A 21,093-nucleotide genomic window follows, 5' to 3' on the forward strand; every position below is an offset into this window, starting at 1 on the left:
TCCAACGATCTGAAATGGCTATGCGGGCAACGCCTCGGAGAACTCCACTGCCCTGCCCTGGCCCGGCGTCACGATCTCGCCCTCCCACATGATGCGCTGGCCTCGAATGACAGTGCCGACCGGCCAGCCAGTGACTTCCTTGCCGTCATAAGGCGTCCAGCCGGCCTTCGAGCCGGCTTGTGCATTGGTGATGGTCTCGCGCCGCTTCATGTCGACAATTGTGAAATCGGCATCATAGCCGGCGGCGATACGGCCTTTCCTGGCCATGCCGAAGATGCGCTGCGGGCCGTGGCTTGAAAGATCGACGAAGCGCTGCAAGGTCAGCCTGCCGGCGTTGACGTGGTCGAGCATGATCGGCACCAGCGTCTGCACCCCGGTCATGCCCGAGGGCGATGCCGGATATGGTTTTGCTTTTTCGGCCAATGTGTGCGGGGCATGGTCGGAACCGAGTACGTCGACAATGCCTTGGGCGATGCCGTGCCAGACGCCGTCGCGATGGCGCGGGGCACGGACGGGCGGGTTCATCTGGATGAGCGTGCCGAGCCGTTTGTAGTCGTCCGCCGACAGTGTCAGATGGTGCGGTGTCGCCTCGCAGGTGGCGACATCCTTGTGCTGCTCGAGGAACAGTATCTCCTCGGCCGTGGAGATGTGCAGGACGTGGATGCGGGCACGGACGGCGCGCGCGACGCGCACCAGCCGCTCGGTGCAGCGCAAGGCGGCGATCTCGTCGCGCCAGACCGGATGCGATGAAGGATCGCCCTCGATGCGCTCGCCAAGGCGTTCGCGCAGCCGGAACTCGTCTTCCGAATGAAAGGCGGCGCGGCGGCGGGTGTTCCTGAGGATCGAGGCGACGCCTTCATCGTCCTCGACCAGCAGGTCGCCGGTGGACGAGCCCATGAAAACCTTGATCCCGGCAGCGCCCGGCAGGCGCTCGAGTTCGGCGACATCCCTGGCGTTCTCGCGCGTGCCGCCGACCCAGAAGGCGAAGTCGCAGTGCATACGGCCGGTGCCGCGCCGGACCTTGTCGGCAAGCGTTTCTTCGCTGGTGGTCAACGGATTGGTGTTGGGCATTTCGAACACGGCTGTGACGCCACCGAGCACCGCCGCCCGCGATCCGGTCTCCAGGTCCTCCTTGTGTTCCAGCCCCGGTTCGCGGAAATGCACCTGGCTGTCGACGACGCCCGGAAGGATATGCAGGCCCCGGCAGTCGATCGTCTCGCTGGCGGAGGCCTGGTGCAGATCGCCTATGGCGGCGATGCGCCCATTTTTCACGCCGACATCGCGTTGCCCCTCGCCGGCATGGTTGACCACCATGCCGCCTGTCAGGATGAGGTCGTAGGTGTTGGCCATGCTGATCGATCTCTTGCGGGGGGAGTGTCAGCGGCTTACGTAATGGCCAACCGTTTTGCAAGATCAGGCTTTTATCCGCCCCATGCCCTTTGCCCTGCTGAAAGACCGCGCGCTCATCTCCATCTCCGGCCCTGATGCCGAACACTTCCTGCAGAACATCCTGACCACCGATCTCGACGCGCTCGGCGCCGGCGAGGCTAAACCCGGCGCGCTTTTGACGCCGCAAGGCAAGATCCTGTTTGACTTCCTGATCTCACGGGCTGGTGAAAACGCGTTCCGCCTCGAATGCCGCGCCGACATCGCTGACGATTTCGTACGCCGCCTGATGCTGTACAGGTTGCGCGCCAAGGTCGAGATTGCCAAATCCGAACAGACGCTTGTCTCAATTGCCTGGGGAAATGAGTCAGCTCCCTCACAAAAGGATTCAACCGTGCTGGCCGACCGGCGCTTTCGCGATGAAAGCGTCACCCGCTCCTATGGCAGCGCTCAAGAGACTGACGACGGCGCCGCATGGCAGACCTTGCGCATCGCGCATGGCATTGCCGAGAGCGGCACCGACTACCAGCTCGGCGACGCCTTCCCGCATGACGTGCTGCTCGACGAGACCGGTGGCGTCGGTTTCAGGAAGGGCTGCTATGTCGGCCAGGAGGTCGTCTCGCGCATGCAGCATCGTGGCACCGCAAGGCGGCGGGTGCTGATCGTCAGGGCCGAACGGGCCTTGCCTGATGCCGGCGTCGAATTGACCGTCGACGGGCGATCGGTGGGGACGCTCGGCTCGAACGCCGGCACGATCGGCCTCGGCATCGCCCGTATCGACAGGATCAAGGCAGCGCTCGACGCGGGTCAGCCGATCCTGGCGGGAGACGTGCCGGTTACGGTGGCCATTCCACCTTTCGCCAAATTCAGCTTTCCCCAGGAAGCCGTCGGCACGGAGGAGGCCTGATGGCGGCCGACCGCATCGGTGCGCCGCCACGTGCCTGGCAGCGCATGCTGTCCGGCCGCCGGCTGGACTTGCTCGACCCCTCGCCCCTCGACATCGAGATATCGGACATCGCCCATGGGCTCGCCCGCGTCGCGCGCTGGAACGGCCAGACCCGCGGCGAGCACGCCTTCTCGGTCGCGCAGCATTCGCTGCTGGTGGAGGCGCTGTTTTGCGACCTGATGCCCGAGGCGCCGGCGGACGCCCGGCTTATGGCATTGCTGCACGATGCGCCCGAATATGTCATCGGCGACATGATCTCGCCGTTCAAATCGGTGATGGGCGGCAGCTACAAGGACTGTGAACTGCGCTTGCAACGCGCCATCCATCTGCGCTTCTCGCTGCCGCCGGAACCAGGCGCCGGCCTGCGCAAGGAGATCAAGCGCGCGGACCAGATCGCCGCCTATTTCGAGGCAACGCTGCTCGCCGGTTTTTCGACCGCGGAGGCGACCCAGTTCTTCGGCCGGCCGCGCGGCTTCAGTGCCGAGCGCTTCGATTTCACGCCGCGCTCGGTAACCTGGGCACAGAATGCCTTCCTGAAGCGTTTTTCCGCTATCGAGAAGTCGCGGCGCAAGATTACAGCAGCGGTAGGGTAGAAAACGCTAAATTAACCGGAACGGCTGACACTGCGGTGTTCGATCACGAGCCGCAGGCAAGCCTTATGCCCGTCGCTGACGCCAAGGATGGTTCGGCCGTCCCTGAACAGGGGGCCGAAGGCGTGGATCGTCCCCGTCAAATGGAAGACGAACTGCGCAAACAAAACGAACGCTTTTCGGCGGCCATCGAGAACATGTCGCATGGCCTTTGCATGTTCGACGCCGACGAGCGCATGATCATCTGCAACGGCAACTATATCAACATCTTCTGCCTCGACGCCAACGTAGCGCGGCCGGGCATCCATTTCATCGACATCCTGCGGCACAGCGTCGATGTCGGCATCGCCTCGCAAAGCGCCGAAGAACTTTACGCCATCCGCAAGCCCTATATCGATGGAGCGAAACCCTCGTCCTACGAGGAGGCGCTCTCTGATGGACGCATCATCAGCATCTCGCACCGGCCATTGGCATCGGGCGGCTGGGTTTCGATCTACGAAGACATCACCGAGCAACGGCGCGCCGAACAGGATCTCAAGGAACAGCATCGCCGCTTCGACGCGGCGCTCGCGAACATGTCGCAGGGCCTGCTGATGTATGACGCCGGCGGCAGGCTGATCGTGCGCAACCAGCGCATCCTGGAGCTTTATCGTGTGACCGAGGCGGATCTGCCGCTCGGCATGACTCACCGCGAGCTCCTCGAACGGCTGGTGCGCCTTGGCGTCTATGCGCCCATAGATGTCGAGGACGAAGTTTCGAGGACCGAGGCTCGCCTGCTGGCCGGCCAGACGCGGTCGACGCCCCGCCGGCTCGCCGACGGACGAACGCTGATGATCGCCCGCCGGCCGATGAGCGGCGGCGGCTGGGTCGCCACTTTCGACGACGTGACCGAGAGCAGGCTTGCCGAGGAGCGCATGACCCATCTTGCGCATCACGACGTGCTGACTGGGCTGCCCAATCGCTCGATGTTTCGCGACCGGCTCGACCGGGCACTGGAGGATGCGGCGGCGGGACCGCTGGCAATCTTCTCCCTCGACCTCGACCGCTTCAAGGCCGTCAACGACACGTGGGGACACCCGGCCGGCGACCGGCTGCTGAAAGGCGTGGCCGCAAGACTGCTGCGCTGCGTGGACAACGACGCGGATATCGTTGCCCGTTTTGGCGGTGACGAATTCGTCATCGTCCAGTTCAACGTCGAGGGACTGGCCAGCGCGGAAAAACTGGCAAAACGCATTGTCGAGGCCATCGCCAAACCGTTTCATGACAAGAGCCGGGACATGCATGTCGGCGTCAGCCTTGGCATCGCGCTTTCTCCCGGCGATGGCAGGGACGCCGATACATTGCTGACAAACGCCGACATGGCGCTCTACCGGGCAAAAAGCGAAGGGCGCAATTTGTACCGTTTCTTCGAGCCCGGCATGGATGCCACGGTGCGCGCGCGCCGGGCGCTTGAGGCCGATCTCGAGACGGCGCTGCCGAGCCGCGAATTCGATCTCGATTTCCAACCGATCATGGCCATAGCTTCGGGCGAGATCGTCGGCGCCGAGGCCCTGATGCGCTGGCACTCGCCCTCGCGCGGCACGGTGGCGCCGGATGAGTTCATTCCGGTCGCCGAGGAAACCGGGCTGATCGTGCCGCTTGGCGAATGGGCGCTGAGGAAGGCCTGTGCGACAGCGGCAGCCTGGCCGCCTGGCCTGCGCGTTGCGGTCAATGTCTCCGCCGTGCAGCTCAAAAGCGGCGGCTTTGCTCGCAGCGTCATCTCTGCCCTGGCCTTCTCAGGCGTGCCGGCTGGACGACTGGAACTGGAGATCACCGAAACCGTCCTGATGGACGAGAGCAAAGACGTCCTGAGGAGACTGCGACAACTGCGCGAACTCGGCATCCGCATCGCGCTCGACGACTTTGGCACCGGCTATTCCTCACTCGGCTATCTCAGGCGCTTTCCCGTCGACAAGATCAAGATCGACCGTTCCTTCATTTCCGATATCGGCAATCGCGACACCGCGGCAATCGTGCGCACGATCATCGGGCTGGGCACCGAACTGGGGATCACGGTCACCGCCGAAGGCGTAGAAACCGAAGCACAGCTCGACATGCTGCGCCGAAACGGCTGCGTCGAGGCGCAAGGCTATCTGATTGGCGTGCCGTCAAACGCTGCGGAGATTCGGCACCTGTTGAAATCGAGCGCGGTGCGCAGCCAGACCGGCTGACGGCATAGATCAGCGCAGCGTCTCGATGTATTTTTCGTGGAAGCTGACATAACCCGGCTCGACTACCTTCAGATGCCGCTCGATCAGCGCGTGAAACTCCGGCAACCGGTGGAAGGGCACGCCCGGATAGGCGTGATGCTCGGCATGGAAGGGCATGTTCCAGGCAAGCTTGCGCACAGCCCAGTTGGTCAGCGTCGTCCTGGTATTCTCCAGCATGTTGGCGACGAAGGGGCAGCGGCCATGCTCGGCCAACAGGTAGAGCCGCAAGAACGGCTGGCCGAGCAGCGCGGGAAATATCCAGACATGGAGCAGCACCGTTGCCTTGAACCACAGCGCGAGCATCAGCACGACGGCATAGAAGGCAATCATGGCGCGCGCCTCGGCGCGTACCTTCGGACGCCCCTTCGGGGGAACGTAGTTGTCCTGGCAACGTCCCATTGCATTGGCGTAGAGCGTCTTCAGATGCCCCAACCACACTGGAAGCCCGGAAACGTGGACCAGGTACTGCCGCCAGGTTTCCGGCTTCGGGAAAGCCAGCTCCGGATCGCGTTCGGGATCCTGTGTGAAACGGTGATGGGCGAAATGGAAATAGCGGAACCAGTCGGCCGGCAGCGCGATCGCCAGGCTGCAGACACGCGCGACTGCGTCGTTCAGCCATTGCCTTTCGAAAGCCGTGCGATGCACCGTCTCATGCAGCAGCGTGAACAGGAACACGATCAGCATGCCTTGCGGCAGCATCAACAGCGGCCAGAACGGCACCTTGGCGGCGATCAGCGATCCGAGGAGAAAGATCGCGCCAAGGTGGAAAGCGAGCTGAACGAGGCCGGGCCCATCCGACTTGCCGGTTAGCCGGCTGCGCTCCTCATTCGTCAGCGAGGCGATCACGTCGCGATGATCCATAGGGGCATTCCGGCCGATTGAATTCATTCGATCAGCATACCCCAGCAAGAAACTTTTCTAACAACGAGGATTTCTGCAATATAGATAAGCTGAACTTATCCTTTTGGGTCACCGCCATGGTCGCACTTCCATCGTTGCGAGGTCTTCAGGCCTTCGAGGCGGCGGCGCGCACCGGCAGCTTCGCCGCTGCGGCGGAAGAGCTTTCGGTCTCCGCCGCCGCAGTCAGCCAGCTCATCCGCATCGTCGAGGAGCAAATTGGCCGCAAGCTGTTCCACCGCGCCAACCGGCGTGTCGTCCTGACCGAGGCTGGCGTCGAGATGCTGCCCCGATTGACCATGGCCTTCCAGGAAATCGGCAGCGTCTCGCGCCAGCTTGCAGGCGATGCGTTCCGCCCACGGCTCGTCGTCTCGGTCCCTCCGTCCATGGCCATGGGCTGGCTTTCCGAGCGCCTTGCCGGTTTCATCGCCATCCACGGTGCCGTCGACATATCTCTCAGGGGCGATGACGACCCGGTGTCGTTCGACCGCGACCTGATCGACGTCAGGCTCTCCTACGGTCCGCACTATCGTGAGCACCCGACCGAGGACATTGTCCAGGACGCGGTTTATCCCGTCTGCGCACCAAAGCTTGCCAGCGTGCTGGAGCCGGATGGCGGTCCGCTCGCCGGGCTGCCCCTGATCCACACCGACTGGGGACCGACCGGCGCTTCCTTTCCCTCATGGCGCAGCTGGTTCGAGGCGGCCGGCATCGCGCCTGGACGCGGCATTCAGCGCGGCCTGTCGGCAAACTCCTCGCGCGCGGCGCTCGACCTCGCCATTTCGGGTCTGGGCGTGGCGCTGGCGCAAGGGATCTATTGCGCCGAGGTCGTGGAGGACGGCCGGCTGGTCCGGCCTGTCGCCGGCGCGATTGCGCTGCGCCAGCCCTATTGCCTGACAATTCCGCAGCGGAGCGCAAGAAGAGACGCCGTGGCAGTGTTCCGCGCCTGGCTGATCGATGAATGCCAGCGGGTGGTGGGCTCGCCGGCGCTCGGTTGAGTGGGCAAGCGGCGACGGTTCAGAGGTGCCCGCTCAATGCTTCGACCATGTCCTTGTTCGCCGCCACGGGAACGATCTCGAACTCCACCAGATCCGCCCACTCGATCACCCAGCGCTGCAGCAGCGTGACGTCGTCGGCCTCCACCAGGAGGAAACATCGGCTCATGTCCGCCGCGATCCAGCTATGGTGCACCAGAAGCTCGTCGGGCTTCAGGCGGCCGCGATCGCGGAAGCGGCGGTAGATCTCCTTGCGGTCGCAGCCGCGAAAATCCTCGGTCACCAAAAACAGCATCTCTGCCCCTGCTTGGATGATTATCGGCCCGGCCGCTCCAAACGCTCCAGGAACCATTGCGTCAGCCGTACCCAGACCTCGTCCTTCTCGCCGGAGTCCTCCCAGCCATGATCGAGGTTGGGATTGTCGTTGACCTCGATGACGAAGACGCCGTCCTTGGTTTCCTTGAGGTCGACGCCGTAGAGGCCGTCGCCGATGCAGCGCGCCGCCTTGACTGCCGTCTCGACGACATGGGGCGGCGTCTCCTTCAGCGTGAAGGTCTTGATGCCGCCCTGGTCGGGCTTGCCGCTGGCCTTGTGGTTGACGATCTGCCAGTGCTTCTTGGCCATCAGGTAGTGCACGGCAAACAGCGGCTGGCCGCCGAGCACGCCGACACGCCAGTCATATTCGGTCGGGATGAATTTCTGCGCGATCAGAAGGTCGGAATCCTCCAGCCATTCGGTGGCGAGCGTCCTCAATTCCTCGAAATTGGCGCATTTCTTGACGCCCCGCGAGAAGGAGGAATCCGGGATCTTCAGCACCAGCGGAAAACCCAGCGTCTGCGCCGCGAGTTCAAGGTCGGAAGCGCCGGCTATCATCACGGTCGGCGGCACCGGCACCTTGTTGTAGGCCATCAGCTCGTTGAGATAGACCTTGTTGGTGCAGCGGATCATCGACAGCGGGTCATCGATGACCGGCATGCCTTCCTGCTGGGCGCGGCGCGCGAAACGATAGGTATGGTTGGAGATCGAGGTGGTCTCGCGGATGAACAGCGCGTCGTAATTGGCGAGCTTGGCAAGATCCCTCTTGGTGATCGGCTCGATTTCGACGCCCATCTTTTCGGCGATCCTGGCCCAGTAGCGCAGCGAGGAGATTTCCGACGGCGGCAATTCCTCATGCGGGTCGACCAGCGTGGCGAAGGTGTAGCGCGCCGGCGTGCGGCCCTTGGTGTCGCGCCATTCGCGGTTGGTGTAGGTCTCCAGGCATTGCAGGAAGAAGCTCTCCTCCTCCTCGGTCATGCGCGCCAGGGGATGAAAGCCGATCTTGCGGATCGAGGCCCATTCGGCGCTGTCCTTGATGTGGACCTCGAGCGCCGGCGCGCGGAACCAGTCGAACAGGAGCTTGGCGAATCGGTCCCACACCTTGGACGGGCCAATGCCGAAGAAGATGCAGACCTTCGCCGGAAAAGCGCCGCCAAGATCCTTGCGGCACTTGTTGAGCGCCAGCTCCAGTTCCGGCAGCGCATGTTCGTAAAGCTTGCGCTCCGACAGATCGATCATGGTTTCGACGGTCGGGATGACCTTGTGGCCGCGCGAACCCGCCAGCAGCGAGGCATAATAGCCGCGGCTCTGGTAGCCGTAATTGTTCGACAGGTTGATGACTTTGGGACGCTGGCCGCGAAACAGCGCCGGATGCGCGAGATAGTCGCGGTTGGTGATGATCTTGTGCGGTGTCGCCACCTGGTCGAGATCGCTCTGCCGGCCAGTTAAGATAACCCAGGTCATTGTTATCAGCGCTTCCCCAGAGTGATGGCGGCGCGCAGTCCGTCGCGGCCGAACTGCGCCATATTCATGAAGATGCCGTAAGGCACGGGAATGTTGGCGGCATCAAGGATGGTCTCCTGCCTCTCGTCCTCGACCCAGGGATCGTGGATCAGGATATGGTCGCCGTCGTCGCCGATGGCCAACACCCAGTGCGGCACCTTCTTGCCGAACATCAGGAAGCCGCTGATCAGCACGAGCACCAATTTTCCTTTCGCGATCGCGGCGCGAATGTCGTCGATGGTGAATGAACGGTAATTCACCGGGATGCCGTAAAGTTCCGCGCGTCGGCGAAAGTCGACTTGGGCCAGCTCCATCACCCGGCGCTTGTCCGCGCTGCGTACCGACTGCAGGAACAACGCGCCGTAGAACGACACGTAGATCTCGGCCGCAAGGCCGCTCTCATAGCCGGCGACCGCGAGGCCGAACGGCTCGCAGCCACCCGGGCCCGACATCATGAAGACGGTCGTCGCTTCGCGCCAAAGACGGATTTCCCTGACCGGGTCCGGCACGAAGTCATGATCGAAATTGGCCATGGCCATCATCAGGCAGCAGGGACCGCAAGTGAATTCGCAGGTCTGCTGGTAGAACGGCACGCGGGTGGCGACCGGAAGTTCGCCGCGCAAGGTCTTCTCGTAGCGCAGCGCCGTGGCGCCGTCCTCGTAGTAGTCGGGTTCGCGGCCGATCTTGCGGTAGCCCGCCTGCTCATAGATGCCGATGGCGCGGGCATTATCCTCCCGCACTTCCAGGCGCAGCATCATGCGGTCGTGCTCGAAGGCCGCTTCCTCCGCCGCCGTCAGCAACCGACGGCCGATGCCGAGGCCGCCGAAAAAGGGGCTGGTGGCGATCGAATAAAGGCGCGCCACGCCGCTGCCCTTGCGAAACAGCACGATCGCATAACCGGCGACGCGGCCATCTCTTTCGGCGACCAGCGTCTCGGCGGTCTCACGCTCGATGAACTGTCGGAAGGAGCGACGGGAAATGCGATCGCTGGAGAAAACAGCTTTCTCGATGGCGGCGAGATCATCGACGTCAGTCGCGCGGGCCGTGCGGATCTCGGCAGGCATGCGGGCTTGGAAAACCTCGATTGGGTTGTGATGAAGGCCCTATTCGAAACGTCCGGACAGCAGCCGAAAATGGCAGCGTCCATAAAGCGCTATCGCACCTCGATTCGGGCCGAATTGTGACAGATTCGGCGCCGGCCCGACGGGATGAAGGCCTCGAACAAGGTCGCCGTTTTCGGGTAGGCGGCGCTGCCAAAAAACGATCCTGTTCAACTCGACAGGCCGGCCAGAAGCTGGCTGTAGGCGCTCTTGGCCACGATCGCCAATTGCTCTTGCGGCACTGAGCCGACGACAGCGCAACCATAGCCCTTGTCAAGCCAGTAGACGGCCTGCGGGCCGGCTTGCTCCGAAGCGTAGGTTCCCCTGGCGTTCTCCACCGATTCGGCCGTCACAAAGAGCGATATGCGCTCGCCCTTGCCGTCTTCATAGAGCAGCATTGCCGCCTTGCTCTCGCCGGCCGGCAGCAACCTGCCGCCGACCAGTTGGAACCCGCTGCCGGTCAAGTCCGGCGCAACCAGCTTCAATCCGACCCGGTTGGACAGCCAGGTCAGCAGATGGTCCTTGTCGCTTGCCGGCACTTCCACCGCATGCCGCTTCTCGGCGGCATAGATGACATGCGCGGCGATGGCCTGCTCGGCCAACTGATCCTCGGCCTGATCTTCCCGGCCAATACCGTCGCTGCCGGCAAAGTAGCCGCCAAGCCCGCCCGCGGCCAGAAGCCCGGCAGCGGCGGCGGCAAGCCACCAGCGCGAGCGTGGCATTGGCGCCCTGGCTGGCGCCTCGCCAAGCACCACCTTGCGCAAGCGCACCGGCACCGGCTCGTCGATCACGCCAGCGAAGGCGTCTCGCAATGCCGCCCTGTCGGCGATGAAACGGGCGCTTTTCGCCTTCATCTCGGGAGTGGCGTCGAGCCATGCGTCATAGGCGGCGCGCTCATCGGCCGGCAACTCGCCGTCGAGTGCCATGTGGATATCGCGTTCGGAGAAATCGCGGCGGATCATTTCTAGACGATCCTTATCGAACGGCGGCGTGCCGTGTCGTCCAGCAGTCCGCGCAACTCCTCGCGCCCGCGTGCAATGCGCGACATCAGTGTTCCGGCCGGCACTCCCAGGATGTTGGCGGCCTCGGCATAGGAAAAGCCTTCGATCGCGACCATGACGAGCGCGGCACGGCGGTCGGGGCTGATCGCCTGCAATGCGTCGACGATCTCGCGCGAGGCGATGCTTTCCACCTGCTCGGCCGGCTGTGCAACCGCCTCGCCCGCTTCCAGCGGCAGCATCGCGGCTTCGCCGCGCCGATTCACTTTGCGCATCTGGTCAATGAACAAATGGTGCATGATCGTAAACAGCCACCTCCTGGGGCTTTCTCCCGTCTGCCAGTTGTCGAGCCGCATGAGGGCCCGTTCGAGACAGTCCTGGACGAGATCGTCGGCGGCGTCGCGGTCTCGCAACAACGAGCGTGCGTAGCGGCGCAGGCGCGGTATTTCGCCGAGGATTGCTGCCTTCTTTTCGTCCATGACCGCTGGTTTTCGGAATTGCCCTATTCATCAGATTGAACGCGCCTTCGCGGCGCGACGCAAGCAGCCAGTGCGAAGCGGTCCACCGCCCCGGTCACCCAAGCAATGATATAACGATGGGAGCGGCGGGTTTATTCCCGGGGCATGCTGGGTTACCTAACTAGGCCTCTCGCGTCCACAAATGACAGTATCGAAGCAAGTCGCCGGATTTAGGCATCCGGCTCGTCAGTGGTTGTGACGGCCTCCGGTCCAGACAGTTTTGAATAGCAGCTCAGAATAGGTTGGACCGGGTGCCCGCTATTTTCGGGCTATGCCGCGCAGGCGACGTTTTGTAGCCGCCTCTTTAATAAGACCAGCAATCTTGTGGACGAAAGCCGGGTTGAAGGAACCGATCGGCTTTGTCGTCACAACATCGTAAAGACGCTAGAGACAAGGCTTCACGTCCCTTTCGCCGCTCTGGTCAAAAGCCGCTGGTAGAACAGGCCGATGCCGATCAGCACGGCGCCAAGGCCGATGAAGGACAGCGCGCGAAGCACACCCTCCAGCTCCGACATGTCGAAGAGGAACACCTTCAGTACGGCGACTGCGATCAATGCGGCCGAGGCTATGCGCAGCACCTGCGACTTCAGCCAGACGCCGGCTGTCAGCAGCGCCACGCCGATCACCAGCCAGAGTGCCGAATAGGTGTAGGTTTCCAACTGGCCAAGGCCGCTCCACAGCCCAATGAACTCGCCCTTGAACAGGCGCCGCACCGACAGCGTGGCATAGGCGAAGGCAAGCAGTGCCGCCGCCAGCGCCAGCATGGCGGCATACCATTTCGGCCGCTTGTCGCGGGCATAGAGCGCAAGCCCGCCGGCTGCGACCGCCGGCAGGAGATAGCCGAGGAACAGCAGGTTGAAGACCGGGATCCGCCCGGTCGATTCGTCCGTGAAAAGCGGGTTCAGCACCAGCAGGTGCTGCACGATGATGAAGGCGACCGAGATCACGCCCGCCGCCATGGACCCGTAGCGCAGCACGGAACTCGGCGAGCGCCTGTCGATGGCCACGAGTATGGCGCCGGCACCGATTGCGATCAGCGTGTAGATGGCCTGTTCGGCAAGCGTGGGCGCATCGCTGTTGAGGACGCCGCCATGCATGGCGTGACGCACCAGCATGGCAAGCGTCAGCAGTGCAAACAGCGCCGCCGAAGCTTCCATGGCAAGGCGTGGCCGGCCGTCGGTGGTGCGGGCCAGTTGCCAGGCGGCGAAACCGAAGGCGAGCGCCGGCACGCCGTAGCCCGGCAGCAGCCAGTTGAAGACCGGCGTCGCCGACAGGAACCCGGCGCCGACGACGGTCGGATCGAAGATGACACGGCCAAGCACCGCCGCGACCGCGCCGACCGAAATCCAGCCGAGCACCGGATAGGAACGCCAGCGCGTGGCCAGCGCCGGCACGATTGCGGCCGCGCCAAGCAGGATGGTTGTCCAGCCGGAACCGAAGGCCATATGCAGCATCAGCAGGCCTGCGAGCGCGGCTCCGCCGAGCGCGAAGGATACGGCCGCCCTGCCCTGCAACGGCGGTTGCTCGCCGCGCGCGATCCACTCGCCGCCGGCAGCGAAAACCACGACCAGCAGCGCCGCCACGGCGGCGTAGGCAAGATCGCGGTCGAGATTGCCGAAGGTGAACCAGAGTGCCAGCAGGACGGCCAACGGCACGATGACGCCCCACGCCGCCCATGACGCAGCGCGGAAATGGGTCGCGGCGGCAAATTTACGGGCGGCCCAGAAACCGACGCCGATGAAGACAAGGCCAAGCACAACACCGATGCGCAAGGTCAGCGCGTTCGACGCCGCCAGCGGCAGGCCATCGATGCCGAAGGCGTCGCCCGAAAAGTCGGAAACGATCGAAGTCGGCGGGATGATGCCGAGATAGATCAGCACCGTAACCACTCCGGCCGCATGAAGCAGTGGCAGTGCCGGGGAGCGATAGAGCGCGACGGCCACCATCGCGGCGAGCACGACGGCTCCCGGGAAGGCATCGCCGGCAGCGACGAAGGCCGGATCGACCGAAAGGCCCAGCGCCGAGAGGGCAACAAACAGGCCCGGCGCGACGGAGGGCCAGTCGAAAGCCGTGGCTGATCCGCTTTCGTCGCCACGGCGGCCAAGCCAGACGAAAGCGAGCACGACCAGAGTGACGATGTTTATGAACAGGATTACCGACAAATTCGCGCCCGGTGCATCGGTCATGTAGAGGATCGTCCAGATGCCGGTACCGATAAAGGCTGCCGCCATCAGCGATTTCCAATCGCGCATGCGGGCTATCACGCTCGTGGCGGCAAGCACGATCGCCAGATAGCCGAACAGGGCCCAGGGATTGGGCGCCTGAGAAGCGATCAGCATCGGCGTCACCATGGCGCCGACGAGGCCGATACCAGCCAGCGCCTGGCCGTGGACAAGGGCGGCAGCAATCGTCCCTATGCCGATGGCGCCGAGCAGCGTGAAGGCGAGCGCCGGCCCGATAAAACCGTAGATGCCATGTGCGGCATAGACGGCGCCAAACAGGATGAAGGCGCCCGCCGCGGTCAGGATCGCCGGGATGTAGGCGCCTGCGGCGCCTTGCACGGGCACCCTGAAGCCGGTGCGGCGAATAAATTCGCCGGCTGCAATCAGCACAAGGCCGAGCAGCCCGGCCATGGTCAGCCGCACACCGGGGCCGAAAATTCCGGCTTCGATCGTGTAGCGGATGAGAAACAGGCCGCCCAGCGCCAATGCCAGGCCGCCAACCCAGACCGCCCAGCGGGTGCCGAGCGCCGTTTCGATATCGGGTTTGCCGGGCGCTTTCACCGCTGCGACAGGCTCGGATTCTGCCACCTTGGGCGCCGCCTCGCGTGCTGTCCATGGCCCCGGCTTGACCTCGTCCGTCGCTGCGTCGGTTTCCAGAGCCGGCGGCGCCTGCCCGGTGGCTGCCTCGCTGGCCGTTGGCGAAACGACCACGGCCGCAGCGACAATGGCGTCGGCCGGCTGGCCATCGGTCGCCGCCGGTTCGGACTGCTTGGCGAGAGGCGGCACGGCGCCGGAAAGGACGAGGCTTCGCAGCGCCCCAAGCTCGCGTTCGATCAGGCCAATGCGGCTCTGCTGGCGCGAAATGATGACGAACAGCGCAATGATGGCGACAAGGCCGATCAGGCTTTCAAACATGGCGGCTCCCCCAAACCAGACCAGTTGCTACTGACAATCAAATGTGGCCTGCAAACGACCAGCCAACGGCGTCGGATGGGCGGCTGGAAAGATCGAGCATGTTTCGGTGTCGAAAGCCAGCGGCTTGCGCCTATTGACCCTCGGCATCGGTTGCGAATGGCCGGTTTCCGGAAACATTGCCTGCCAAACCTGCCGCCGGTGACCTATGGTACCCTTGGCCGCAAAGGGTTCTCCAAGCGATATCATGAGGATACGTATGCCGCAACGAAGCGCAGGACTGCTGATCTACCGGCGAAACGCCGGGGCCCTCCAGTTCTTGCTCGTCCATCCGGGTGGACCGTTCTGGGCAAGGAAAGATGAGGGGGCATGGTCTATCCCCAAAGGGCTCGTCGACGAAGGCGAGGACGAGTTGAAAGCCGCCCGACGTGAGGCGGAAGAAGAACTCGGCGTCGCCATCAACGGCGATTTCCAGCCTGTCGGCAGTTATCGGCAGCCTGGCGGCAAGATCGTGAGTGCGTGGAGCGTCGAGGCCGACGTCGACACCGATGCCATCAGAAGCAACATGTTCACCATGGAGTGGCCGCCAAGGTCGGGGTCCATGAAGGAATTTCCCGAAGTGGACCGGGCCGGCTGGTTTTCAGAGTCGGAGGCCGGTCTCAAGATCCTGAAAGGCCAGCGCGCGATCCTGGACGATTTCGTGGAACGTCAAAAAGCCGGATAGGCGCCTGCTGTTCTCATCGCTCGTCCAGTGCGCCTTTGGACGATCCTTATCGGGCCGCCAGATTGGCCGCCGGGAAGATCGAGCACGTCTCGGTGCCGAAAGCCAGCAGCTTGCCGCCGGCATCCTTCAGCGTCGCTTCCGAAACGGCCAGCGTGCGATCCTTGTGAATAACCTTGCCCTCGCAGACCACCTCTCCGGTCCTGGGCGTGATCGGCCGCGTCAGGTTCACCTTGAATTCCGCCGTCGTATAGGCCTCGCCTTTTGCGAGCAGCGTCTGCACGGCGCAGGCAAGCGCCGAATCGAGCAGTGTCGCCGCCCAGCCGCCATGCACGCCCCCCAACGGATTCAGGTGGCGCTCGTTCGGCACACCCCGGAACACGGCACGGCCTTCCGAGACTTCGGTCAGCGCGAAGCTGAGCTGGAAGGAAATCGGCGGCGCCGGATATTTGCCGTCGATGATGCGCTGCAAAAGTTCCATCCCGGTGTAGGCAAGGATGTCGGCATGCGGAATGGTGCCGAGGCCGAGCGGCGAGACCCGGCCCGGATAAAGTTCCACTTCGCTCATGTGATGATTTCTCTCGCGGCGGTTTCTTCGGACAGGCCCTTGGTCGTGTGGTGCTTGCGCAGCGCCGCAAGGAAGCCGGCGCGCGAGTCTGGTTGCTCGATGCCGCGCGGCTCGTAGACATGACGGGTGAAGAAGAAGCCGGTGAGCCGGAAGGCATCCTGGATCGCCGCCGGATCGGCGCGCAGGCCGGAGCCACGCAGGAAGGCCGGCAGCGCCAGCATCTTGTCGCGCCAGGGCGCGCCGGCCTCGCGCGACACCGCCCTGCCCGATTTCGGCGAGACATAGGCAAGATCCTGCCGCGTGCCGGTCGCGGCGCACTGGCTGAGATCGAGACCGAAACCCAGTTCGTCAAGGATCAGGAGCTCGAAACGGGCCACCAGTTCGCCGGCGGAATCGACATCATCGAGATGCACGATCATCACCGCCAGCGCCTCGTAGAGGCCGCCATGGGCGTCGCGCTCCGGCAACAGGCGCAGATGCGCGGCCATGGTCTGCAGGCCGTAGACGGCGACGGCACTCTCCATCAACCTGGCCGCATTCATCTCGATCGCTTCGGCCTGGAACGTGCCGAGGTGCTCATCAAGGCGCGCCCGCCAAAGCAGGTCGACTCGGTTGCCGGGCTGGAGAACAGGCTGCCGCTTGCGCGAGCGCCCGCCGCGCACGAGGCCGAGATGGCGGCCATGCGCACGCGTCATCACCTCGAGGATGGCGCTGGTTTCGCCATGCTTGCGGGTGCCGAGAATGATTCCCTCGTCGCGCCATTCCATGCCTGGAGCATTTCACCGATCGGGTGGCGAAATCAAGATACGGGCTTGGTACCTGGGCTGGCTCTCGCAAGGATGCATAAAAAGCCGCCCGCAGCATAGCTGCGGGCGGGTCTGGTGGGGTCAGTCGATCCGTTAGAACGAGCGCTGGAAGCGGAGGATGCCGCCGACGCTGCTCTTCTTGTCGGCCTTGGTCCAGTTGTTGAAGTCGGCGTCGTCGAATTTTCCTGCATTGAGGTAATCGACTTCAGCCGTGATCGTGTAACCGGGCACAATCGTGTATGCGACGTTGGCAGCGACGCCGAGGTTCTTCCAGTCGTCATAGGAGATCTGGGCGTTGAACGAGGTCTTGTCGTTGAACTTGTAGGTGCCGCCACCCCAGATCGCCCAGTTTCCGCCCCACGGCTTGTATTGGGTGCGGCCCGTGCCGAAGTCGTTGATGTTGTCGTTGGTGCCGTAGCCGCCCATGACGAACAGCGTCAGTTCCTTGCCGACGTTGACGTCCAAGCGAACCTTGCCGGCCACTTCCTCGTAATTGCTGTCATAGGCGACGACGCCGGTGACCGCACCCCAGTCGCCCTTGTACTTCAAGCCGCCGACGACATGCGGGACATAGCTGTCGATCGTGTTGACGCCGGTACCTTCTTCGAGCGAGACCACGGCCGAGAAGCCGCTGCCAGCGTCGAAATAGTACTGCACGACGTTGGTATCCTTGATACCGTACGGGATGATCGTGTCCTGGATGACGTTACCGGCATAGCCGATAAACGAATCGTATGCCGTTTCATCCTTACCGACGCGCAGGCCGCCGAGCTGGATCCAGGCGAAGTTGAGGGTGGTCGCCTTGTTGCCGGCCTGCCAGCCAGTGCCGCCCGTCTCATAGTCGCCGCTGCTGTTGCCAAATTGAAAACGAGTCTCGGTGTAGGTCTTCAACGTACCGAGCTCGGTTTCCTGGCCGGTCCAGGTCTTCAGCGCGAAGCGCATGTTCTTGTAGTAGGTGTCGTGGCTGTCGCCGTCCATGTGATCGGCAACGTTGTTGACGCCATCCAGCGTGCCGCTGTCGCCGACGCCTATGTCATAGCGGAGATAGCCGCCGATGCGCAGGCAGGTCTCGGTGCCCGGGATATAGAAGTAGCCGGCGCCGTAGACGTCGCAGATCCTGACGTATTCAGCGGGTTCCGGCTCGGCGACGACGACAGCGTCGGCGGCGCGAGCGCCGGAGACCGCGATCAGTGCCGCGGCTGAGCCGAGAAGAAGGCTCTTGATGTTCATTTTCTGACCTCTCCAGTCAAAGTTAAAAATGGCTTCGGATTTTGGTTGGCGGATATATTTCCCGCCTCACCCACAACGAAAAAGGCCCGCACCGCGCCCCCTTTTCGCGGCGAACATACCCATCAATCTTCCGCCTTCAATGACAATTCCACAAACATTCCGAATTGATCACATAGATTAAATCCGTGTTGCAAAAATAGCACTAGCCAATTCACTTCAAACTACAGAACCGGACAAATGGAACATTGTCATATTTCCGTAATAATTCCTTGTATGTTTTCAATTTCATGATGATATTCTACGAACGCCGATTGTTTGAGAAATTTCGCGTAAATAAACCCACTCCCGTGGTCGTTTCTACCTAACCATTCCCCAGCCACGTGAAACCGAAGCCGATCCCCTCGAAGGGATCTTTTCAGCGGGTCACGGGCACGCCGGGACGGACCACGGGCCATGATGGGAAGATCAACCCGACGTCAGCGGACTCGTCTGCAAGAATCCGCGCTGGCCAACTAAGAAGTCGACCTACGCGGGGCCTCGGCGTCCCTGGTCGATAGCCGCCAGCCAACGGTTTTGGTCATTATTACCGGCGCTTGTGGTCGGCCAGCACCGCGTCGATCACGCGCCAGGATTGTTCGATCTCGGCCGAGTTGACGTCTATCTCGCCGGCGGCGGTGATCAGCGCCTTCCACAGTGCCCAGCCGCGGCCGCGCGCCCAGGTCGCGTCGTCGACGCCGAGGCCAGCGCGGAACACTTCACGGCTTTGCCCCTCGAACAACGTCCAGGCAATCGCCAGATCGCATGAGGGGTCGCCGACGCCGGAGGTGCCGAAGTCAATCACCGCGCTTAGCCTGCCGTGTTCAACCAGAAGATTGCCCCAGCTGACATCGCCGTGGAACCAGGCGGGCGGGCCTTGCCAAGGGGCGGCAAGAGCCGTTTCCCAGACAGCGCTGGCCGCGCCGGCATCGATACGGGTGTCGAGCGCCGCGATCGCTTGTCTCGTTTCGCCGTCATAGACGCTCAGCGGACCGCCGCGAAAGAAATTGTGTTGGCCCGGCCCCGGTGCGCCAACCGGGTCGATCCGCTTCAGCGCAACCAGAAAGCCGGCCAGGTCCGCCGCGAATTCCGACAGGTTGGCGATACGCTCCCGCTTTGCAGTCTCACCTTCGATCCATCTGTAGACGGACCAATGCCACGGATAGCCTTCGGCCGGGGCTCCCATCGCCAGCGGTATAGGGATGGGCAGCGGCAACAGCGGCGCCAGCCTCGGCAGCCAGCGATGTTCCTTCTCCACTTGCAGGGAATAGGCGGCGGCACTGGGCAACCGAACGGTCATCTCGTCGCCGAGACGAAAGCTTCTGTTGTCCCATCCGCCAGGTTCAATCGGCCGAACCGCAAGATCCCTCCAGCCAGGAAACTGCGCCGCGATCAACCGGCTGACCAGAGCTGCGTCGATATTCGACTTGCTATCCATCCATCCTAGTGCGGGAACTCGAGCCCCATCTCGCGGTAGCGCTCGGGATCGTCGCCCCAGTTCTCGCGCACCTTGACGAACAGGAACAGATGCACCTTTTGCTCGAGGATGCCGGCGATTTCCATGCGCGCCGCCTGGCCGATGGCGCGGATGGTCTCGCCCTTGTGGCCGAGCACGATCTTCTTCTGGCTGTCGCGTTCGACATAGATGACCTGCTCGATGCGCACCGAGCCGTCCTTCTTCTCTTCCCACTTCTCGGTTTCGATGTGCGAGGAGTAGGGCAATTCCTGATGCAGCCTGAGGTAGAGCTTCTCGCGAGTGATCTCGGCGGCGAGCTGGCGCATCGGCAGGTCGGAGATCTGGTCTTCCGGATAATACCAGGGCCCCACCGGGAGCGCCTCGGCAAGGTAATCGAGAAGGTCCTTGCAGCCCGAGCCGGTCAGCGCCGAAACCATGAAGGTACGCTTGAACGGCACTCTTTCGTTCGCCGCCGCAGCCAGCGCCAACAACACTTCCGGCTTGACGCGGTCGACCTTGTTGAGGATCAGCGCCATCGGCTGGCGCACATCCTTCAGGCGTTCGAGGATGGCGTCGGCATCGCCCTTTATGCCGCGCTCGGCATCGATCAGGAGCAGCACGATATCGGCATCCTTGGCGCCGCCCCAGGCTGTCGTCACCATTGCCGTATCGAGACGCCGCTTCGGCTTGAAGATGCCCGGCGTATCGACGAAGACGATCTGCGCGTTGTCGTGCGTGGCGATGCCTCTGACGATGGCACGCGTCGTCTGCACCTTGTGGGTGACGATCGACACCTTGGCGCCGACAAGCTGGTTGACCAGCGTCGACTTGCCGGCATTGGGCGCACCGATCAGCGCTACGAAGCCGGAATGCGTAACGGCAGCAGGCGCGGCCGGAACCGTGTCTTCCGTGGCTGTCATGCCGCGTCTCCCTGATCGATCCAGACACCTTCACGAATGAGAAGGGCGGCGGCGGCGGCCTGCTCGGCCTCGCGTTTGGAGCGGCCGCTGCCGACAGCCGGCTGAAATCCACCAACCATGACGCTGACGGTGAACAGCGGATCGTGATCCGGCCCCTCGCGGCTATCGATGCGGTAGACGGGCACGGCGCTTGCCGCCTGATGCGCCCATTCCTGCAACTCGGTCTTGGCGTCGCGTCGGCCGGCGCCCGACGCCTGCGAGCGCGGCTGCCAATATTTGTGGATGAAAGCGCGCGCCGCTTCCAGGCCGCCGTCGAGGTAGAGCACGGCGATCAGTGATTCCAGCGCGTCGGCGCGCAGATTGACGCGCTTGCGTCCCTCGAGCCCTTGAACGTCGGATCCGGCGCGGATCAGCTCCGGCAGACCAATGTGCTCGGCGATCTCCGACAGCGCCTCGGCATTGACCAGCGCGTTGAACCGCAGCGACAATTCGCCTTCCGCCGCATCGGGAAACGCGGCCAGCAGCATATCGGCCACCACCAGGCCGAGAACCCGGTCGCCCAGGAACTCAAAGCGCTCATAGTCGGTGCCGGCATTGGCGCCGCGGGCGCTGGCATGGGTCAAGGCACGCTGCAGGCGCCGGCGGTCGGCAAAGGCATGGCCCGTGCGCTCCACCAGCGCTTCGGCGAGCGCGTCGGCGGTCAGCCGTCTTGTCGCCGCCATGAC

At 63.4% G+C, this 21,093-nt stretch carries 19 protein-coding genes; 5 read left to right on the forward strand and 14 right to left on the reverse strand.

What is annotated here, in order from left to right:
* Positions 1 to 18 precede the first annotated feature (18 nt).
* Complete coding sequence (locus tag FJ964_RS05000) at positions 19 to 1,350, reverse strand: dihydroorotase (protein WP_140549327.1); 1,332 nt, start codon at positions 1,348 to 1,350, stop codon at positions 19 to 21.
* A gap of 82 nt (positions 1,351 to 1,432) precedes the next feature.
* Between FJ964_RS05000 and FJ964_RS05005 the strand changes: the two genes are divergently transcribed.
* From FJ964_RS05005 to FJ964_RS05015, 3 genes are all read left to right on the forward strand, one after another.
* Complete coding sequence (locus FJ964_RS05005) at positions 1,433 to 2,293, forward strand: folate-binding protein YgfZ (RefSeq protein ID WP_140549328.1); 861 nt, start codon at positions 1,433 to 1,435, stop codon at positions 2,291 to 2,293.
* The gene (locus FJ964_RS05010) at positions 2,293 to 2,925 is read left to right on the forward strand and encodes an HD family hydrolase (RefSeq protein ID WP_140549329.1); all 633 of its coding nucleotides are present in this window, start codon (positions 2,293 to 2,295) and stop codon (positions 2,923 to 2,925) included. Before FJ964_RS05005 ends, FJ964_RS05010 begins: the two co-directional genes overlap by 1 nt.
* Before the next feature lie 65 nt (positions 2,926 to 2,990).
* Complete coding sequence (locus FJ964_RS05015; protein ID WP_140549330.1) at positions 2,991 to 5,132, forward strand: EAL domain-containing protein; 2,142 nt, start codon at positions 2,991 to 2,993, stop codon at positions 5,130 to 5,132.
* 9 nt (positions 5,133 to 5,141) lie between these two features.
* Here FJ964_RS05015 and FJ964_RS05020 read toward each other — a convergent pair whose 3' ends face one another.
* A complete protein-coding gene (locus FJ964_RS05020; RefSeq protein WP_140549331.1) occupies positions 5,142 to 6,032 on the reverse strand; it encodes a fatty acid desaturase family protein in 891 nt (296 codons plus the stop codon).
* 116 nt (positions 6,033 to 6,148) lie between these two features.
* Here FJ964_RS05020 and FJ964_RS05025 point away from each other — a divergent pair, with 116 nt between their 5' ends.
* Positions 6,149 to 7,066, forward strand: a complete 918-nt coding sequence (locus tag FJ964_RS05025) for a LysR substrate-binding domain-containing protein (RefSeq protein ID WP_140549332.1) — start codon at positions 6,149 to 6,151, stop codon at positions 7,064 to 7,066.
* 19 nt (positions 7,067 to 7,085) lie between these two features.
* Here the strand turns inward: FJ964_RS05025 and FJ964_RS05030 are convergent, their stop codons facing one another.
* The 6 genes from FJ964_RS05030 to FJ964_RS05055 form a co-directional block, all read right to left on the reverse strand.
* Positions 7,086 to 7,358 (reverse strand): DUF3303 family protein, encoded by a 273-nt coding sequence (locus FJ964_RS05030; RefSeq protein WP_140549333.1) that lies wholly within the window; start codon positions 7,356 to 7,358, stop codon positions 7,086 to 7,088.
* A 20-nt stretch (positions 7,359 to 7,378) separates the two neighbouring features.
* Positions 7,379 to 8,842 (reverse strand): RimK family protein, encoded by a 1,464-nt coding sequence (locus FJ964_RS05035; RefSeq protein WP_140549334.1) that lies wholly within the window; start codon positions 8,840 to 8,842, stop codon positions 7,379 to 7,381.
* Positions 8,843 to 8,847: 5 nt separating this feature from the next.
* Entirely contained in the window at positions 8,848 to 9,945 is a 1,098-nt protein-coding gene (locus FJ964_RS05040; RefSeq protein ID WP_140549335.1) for a GNAT family N-acetyltransferase/peptidase C39 family protein, read from the reverse strand.
* 206 nt (positions 9,946 to 10,151) lie between these two features.
* Positions 10,152 to 10,943: an anti-sigma factor gene (locus FJ964_RS05045; protein ID WP_140549336.1), complete on the reverse strand. Its 792-nt coding sequence runs from the start codon at positions 10,941 to 10,943 to the stop codon at positions 10,152 to 10,154.
* Positions 10,944 to 10,945: 2 nt separating this feature from the next.
* Positions 10,946 to 11,458: an RNA polymerase sigma factor gene (locus FJ964_RS05050; RefSeq protein WP_140549337.1), complete on the reverse strand. Its 513-nt coding sequence runs from the start codon at positions 11,456 to 11,458 to the stop codon at positions 10,946 to 10,948.
* A gap of 437 nt (positions 11,459 to 11,895) precedes the next feature.
* Positions 11,896 to 14,634: a DUF2339 domain-containing protein gene (locus FJ964_RS05055; protein ID WP_140549338.1), complete on the reverse strand. Its 2,739-nt coding sequence runs from the start codon at positions 14,632 to 14,634 to the stop codon at positions 11,896 to 11,898.
* Positions 14,635 to 14,890: 256 nt separating this feature from the next.
* On the opposite strand from FJ964_RS05055, the gene FJ964_RS05060 reads away from it, so the two are divergent.
* Positions 14,891 to 15,355, forward strand: coding sequence for an NUDIX domain-containing protein (locus tag FJ964_RS05060; protein WP_140549403.1), 465 nt, complete (start codon positions 14,891 to 14,893; stop codon positions 15,353 to 15,355).
* A 46-nt stretch (positions 15,356 to 15,401) separates the two neighbouring features.
* Here the strand turns inward: FJ964_RS05060 and FJ964_RS05065 are convergent, their stop codons facing one another.
* The 6 genes from FJ964_RS05065 to rnc form a co-directional block, all read right to left on the reverse strand.
* Complete coding sequence (locus FJ964_RS05065) at positions 15,402 to 15,920, reverse strand: PaaI family thioesterase (protein ID WP_140549339.1); 519 nt, start codon at positions 15,918 to 15,920, stop codon at positions 15,402 to 15,404.
* Complete coding sequence (recO, locus tag FJ964_RS05070) at positions 15,917 to 16,687, reverse strand: DNA repair protein RecO (RefSeq protein WP_140549340.1); 771 nt, start codon at positions 16,685 to 16,687, stop codon at positions 15,917 to 15,919. The genes FJ964_RS05065 and recO overlap by 4 nt, the downstream gene beginning before the upstream one ends.
* A 132-nt stretch (positions 16,688 to 16,819) precedes the next feature.
* Entirely contained in the window at positions 16,820 to 17,956 is a 1,137-nt protein-coding gene (locus FJ964_RS05075; protein WP_140517808.1) for a porin, read from the reverse strand.
* Between the two features lie 583 nt (positions 17,957 to 18,539).
* A complete protein-coding gene (locus tag FJ964_RS05080; protein WP_140549341.1) occupies positions 18,540 to 19,430 on the reverse strand; it encodes an aminoglycoside phosphotransferase family protein in 891 nt (296 codons plus the stop codon).
* A gap of 5 nt (positions 19,431 to 19,435) precedes the next feature.
* The gene (gene era / locus FJ964_RS05085) at positions 19,436 to 20,368 is read right to left on the reverse strand and encodes a GTPase Era (protein ID WP_140549342.1); all 933 of its coding nucleotides are present in this window, start codon (positions 20,366 to 20,368) and stop codon (positions 19,436 to 19,438) included.
* Positions 20,365 to 21,090, reverse strand: a complete 726-nt coding sequence (rnc, locus tag FJ964_RS05090) for a ribonuclease III (RefSeq protein WP_140494593.1) — start codon at positions 21,088 to 21,090, stop codon at positions 20,365 to 20,367. The genes era and rnc overlap by 4 nt, the downstream gene beginning before the upstream one ends.
* Positions 21,091 to 21,093: the final 3 nt, after the last annotated feature.

Source organism: Mesorhizobium sp. B2-3-2 (assembly GCF_006442295.1).
Lineage (GTDB): Bacteria > Pseudomonadota > Alphaproteobacteria > Rhizobiales > Rhizobiaceae > Mesorhizobium.

What these genes read in the sequence shown, in the direction of transcription:
- FJ964_RS05000 (WP_140549327.1), bottom strand. Translation starts at nt 1,350, where the DNA reads ATGGCCAACACCTACGACCTCATCCTGACAGGCGGCATGGTGGTCAAC.
- FJ964_RS05050 (WP_140549337.1), bottom strand. Translation starts at nt 11,458, where the DNA reads ATGGACGAAAAGAAGGCAGCAATCCTCGGCGAAATACCGCGCCTGCGC.
- FJ964_RS05035 (WP_140549334.1), bottom strand. Translation starts at nt 8,842, where the DNA reads ATGACCTGGGTTATCTTAACTGGCCGGCAGAGCGATCTCGACCAGGTG.
- FJ964_RS05075 (WP_140517808.1), bottom strand. Translation starts at nt 17,956, where the DNA reads ATGAACATCAAGAGCCTTCTTCTCGGCTCAGCCGCGGCACTGATCGCG.
- recO (WP_140549340.1), bottom strand. Translation starts at nt 16,687, where the DNA reads ATGGAATGGCGCGACGAGGGAATCATTCTCGGCACCCGCAAGCATGGC.
- era (WP_140549342.1), bottom strand. Translation starts at nt 20,368, where the DNA reads ATGACAGCCACGGAAGACACGGTTCCGGCCGCGCCTGCTGCCGTTACG.
- FJ964_RS05055 (WP_140549338.1), bottom strand. Translation starts at nt 14,634, where the DNA reads ATGTTTGAAAGCCTGATCGGCCTTGTCGCCATCATTGCGCTGTTCGTC.
- FJ964_RS05020 (WP_140549331.1), bottom strand. Translation starts at nt 6,032, where the DNA reads ATGGATCATCGCGACGTGATCGCCTCGCTGACGAATGAGGAGCGCAGC.
- rnc (WP_140494593.1), bottom strand. Translation starts at nt 21,090, where the DNA reads ATGGCGGCGACAAGACGGCTGACCGCCGACGCGCTCGCCGAAGCGCTG.
- FJ964_RS05025 (WP_140549332.1), top strand. Translation starts at nt 6,149, where the DNA reads ATGGTCGCACTTCCATCGTTGCGAGGTCTTCAGGCCTTCGAGGCGGCG.
- FJ964_RS05005 (WP_140549328.1), top strand. Translation starts at nt 1,433, where the DNA reads ATGCCCTTTGCCCTGCTGAAAGACCGCGCGCTCATCTCCATCTCCGGC.
- FJ964_RS05040 (WP_140549335.1), bottom strand. Translation starts at nt 9,945, where the DNA reads ATGCCTGCCGAGATCCGCACGGCCCGCGCGACTGACGTCGATGATCTC.
- FJ964_RS05080 (WP_140549341.1), bottom strand. Translation starts at nt 19,430, where the DNA reads ATGGATAGCAAGTCGAATATCGACGCAGCTCTGGTCAGCCGGTTGATC.
- FJ964_RS05015 (WP_140549330.1), top strand. Translation starts at nt 2,991, where the DNA reads ATGCCCGTCGCTGACGCCAAGGATGGTTCGGCCGTCCCTGAACAGGGG.
- FJ964_RS05030 (WP_140549333.1), bottom strand. Translation starts at nt 7,358, where the DNA reads ATGCTGTTTTTGGTGACCGAGGATTTTCGCGGCTGCGACCGCAAGGAG.
- FJ964_RS05010 (WP_140549329.1), top strand. Translation starts at nt 2,293, where the DNA reads ATGGCGGCCGACCGCATCGGTGCGCCGCCACGTGCCTGGCAGCGCATG.
- FJ964_RS05065 (WP_140549339.1), bottom strand. Translation starts at nt 15,920, where the DNA reads ATGAGCGAAGTGGAACTTTATCCGGGCCGGGTCTCGCCGCTCGGCCTC.
- FJ964_RS05060 (WP_140549403.1), top strand. Translation starts at nt 14,891, where the DNA reads ATGCCGCAACGAAGCGCAGGACTGCTGATCTACCGGCGAAACGCCGGG.
- FJ964_RS05045 (WP_140549336.1), bottom strand. Translation starts at nt 10,943, where the DNA reads ATGATCCGCCGCGATTTCTCCGAACGCGATATCCACATGGCACTCGAC.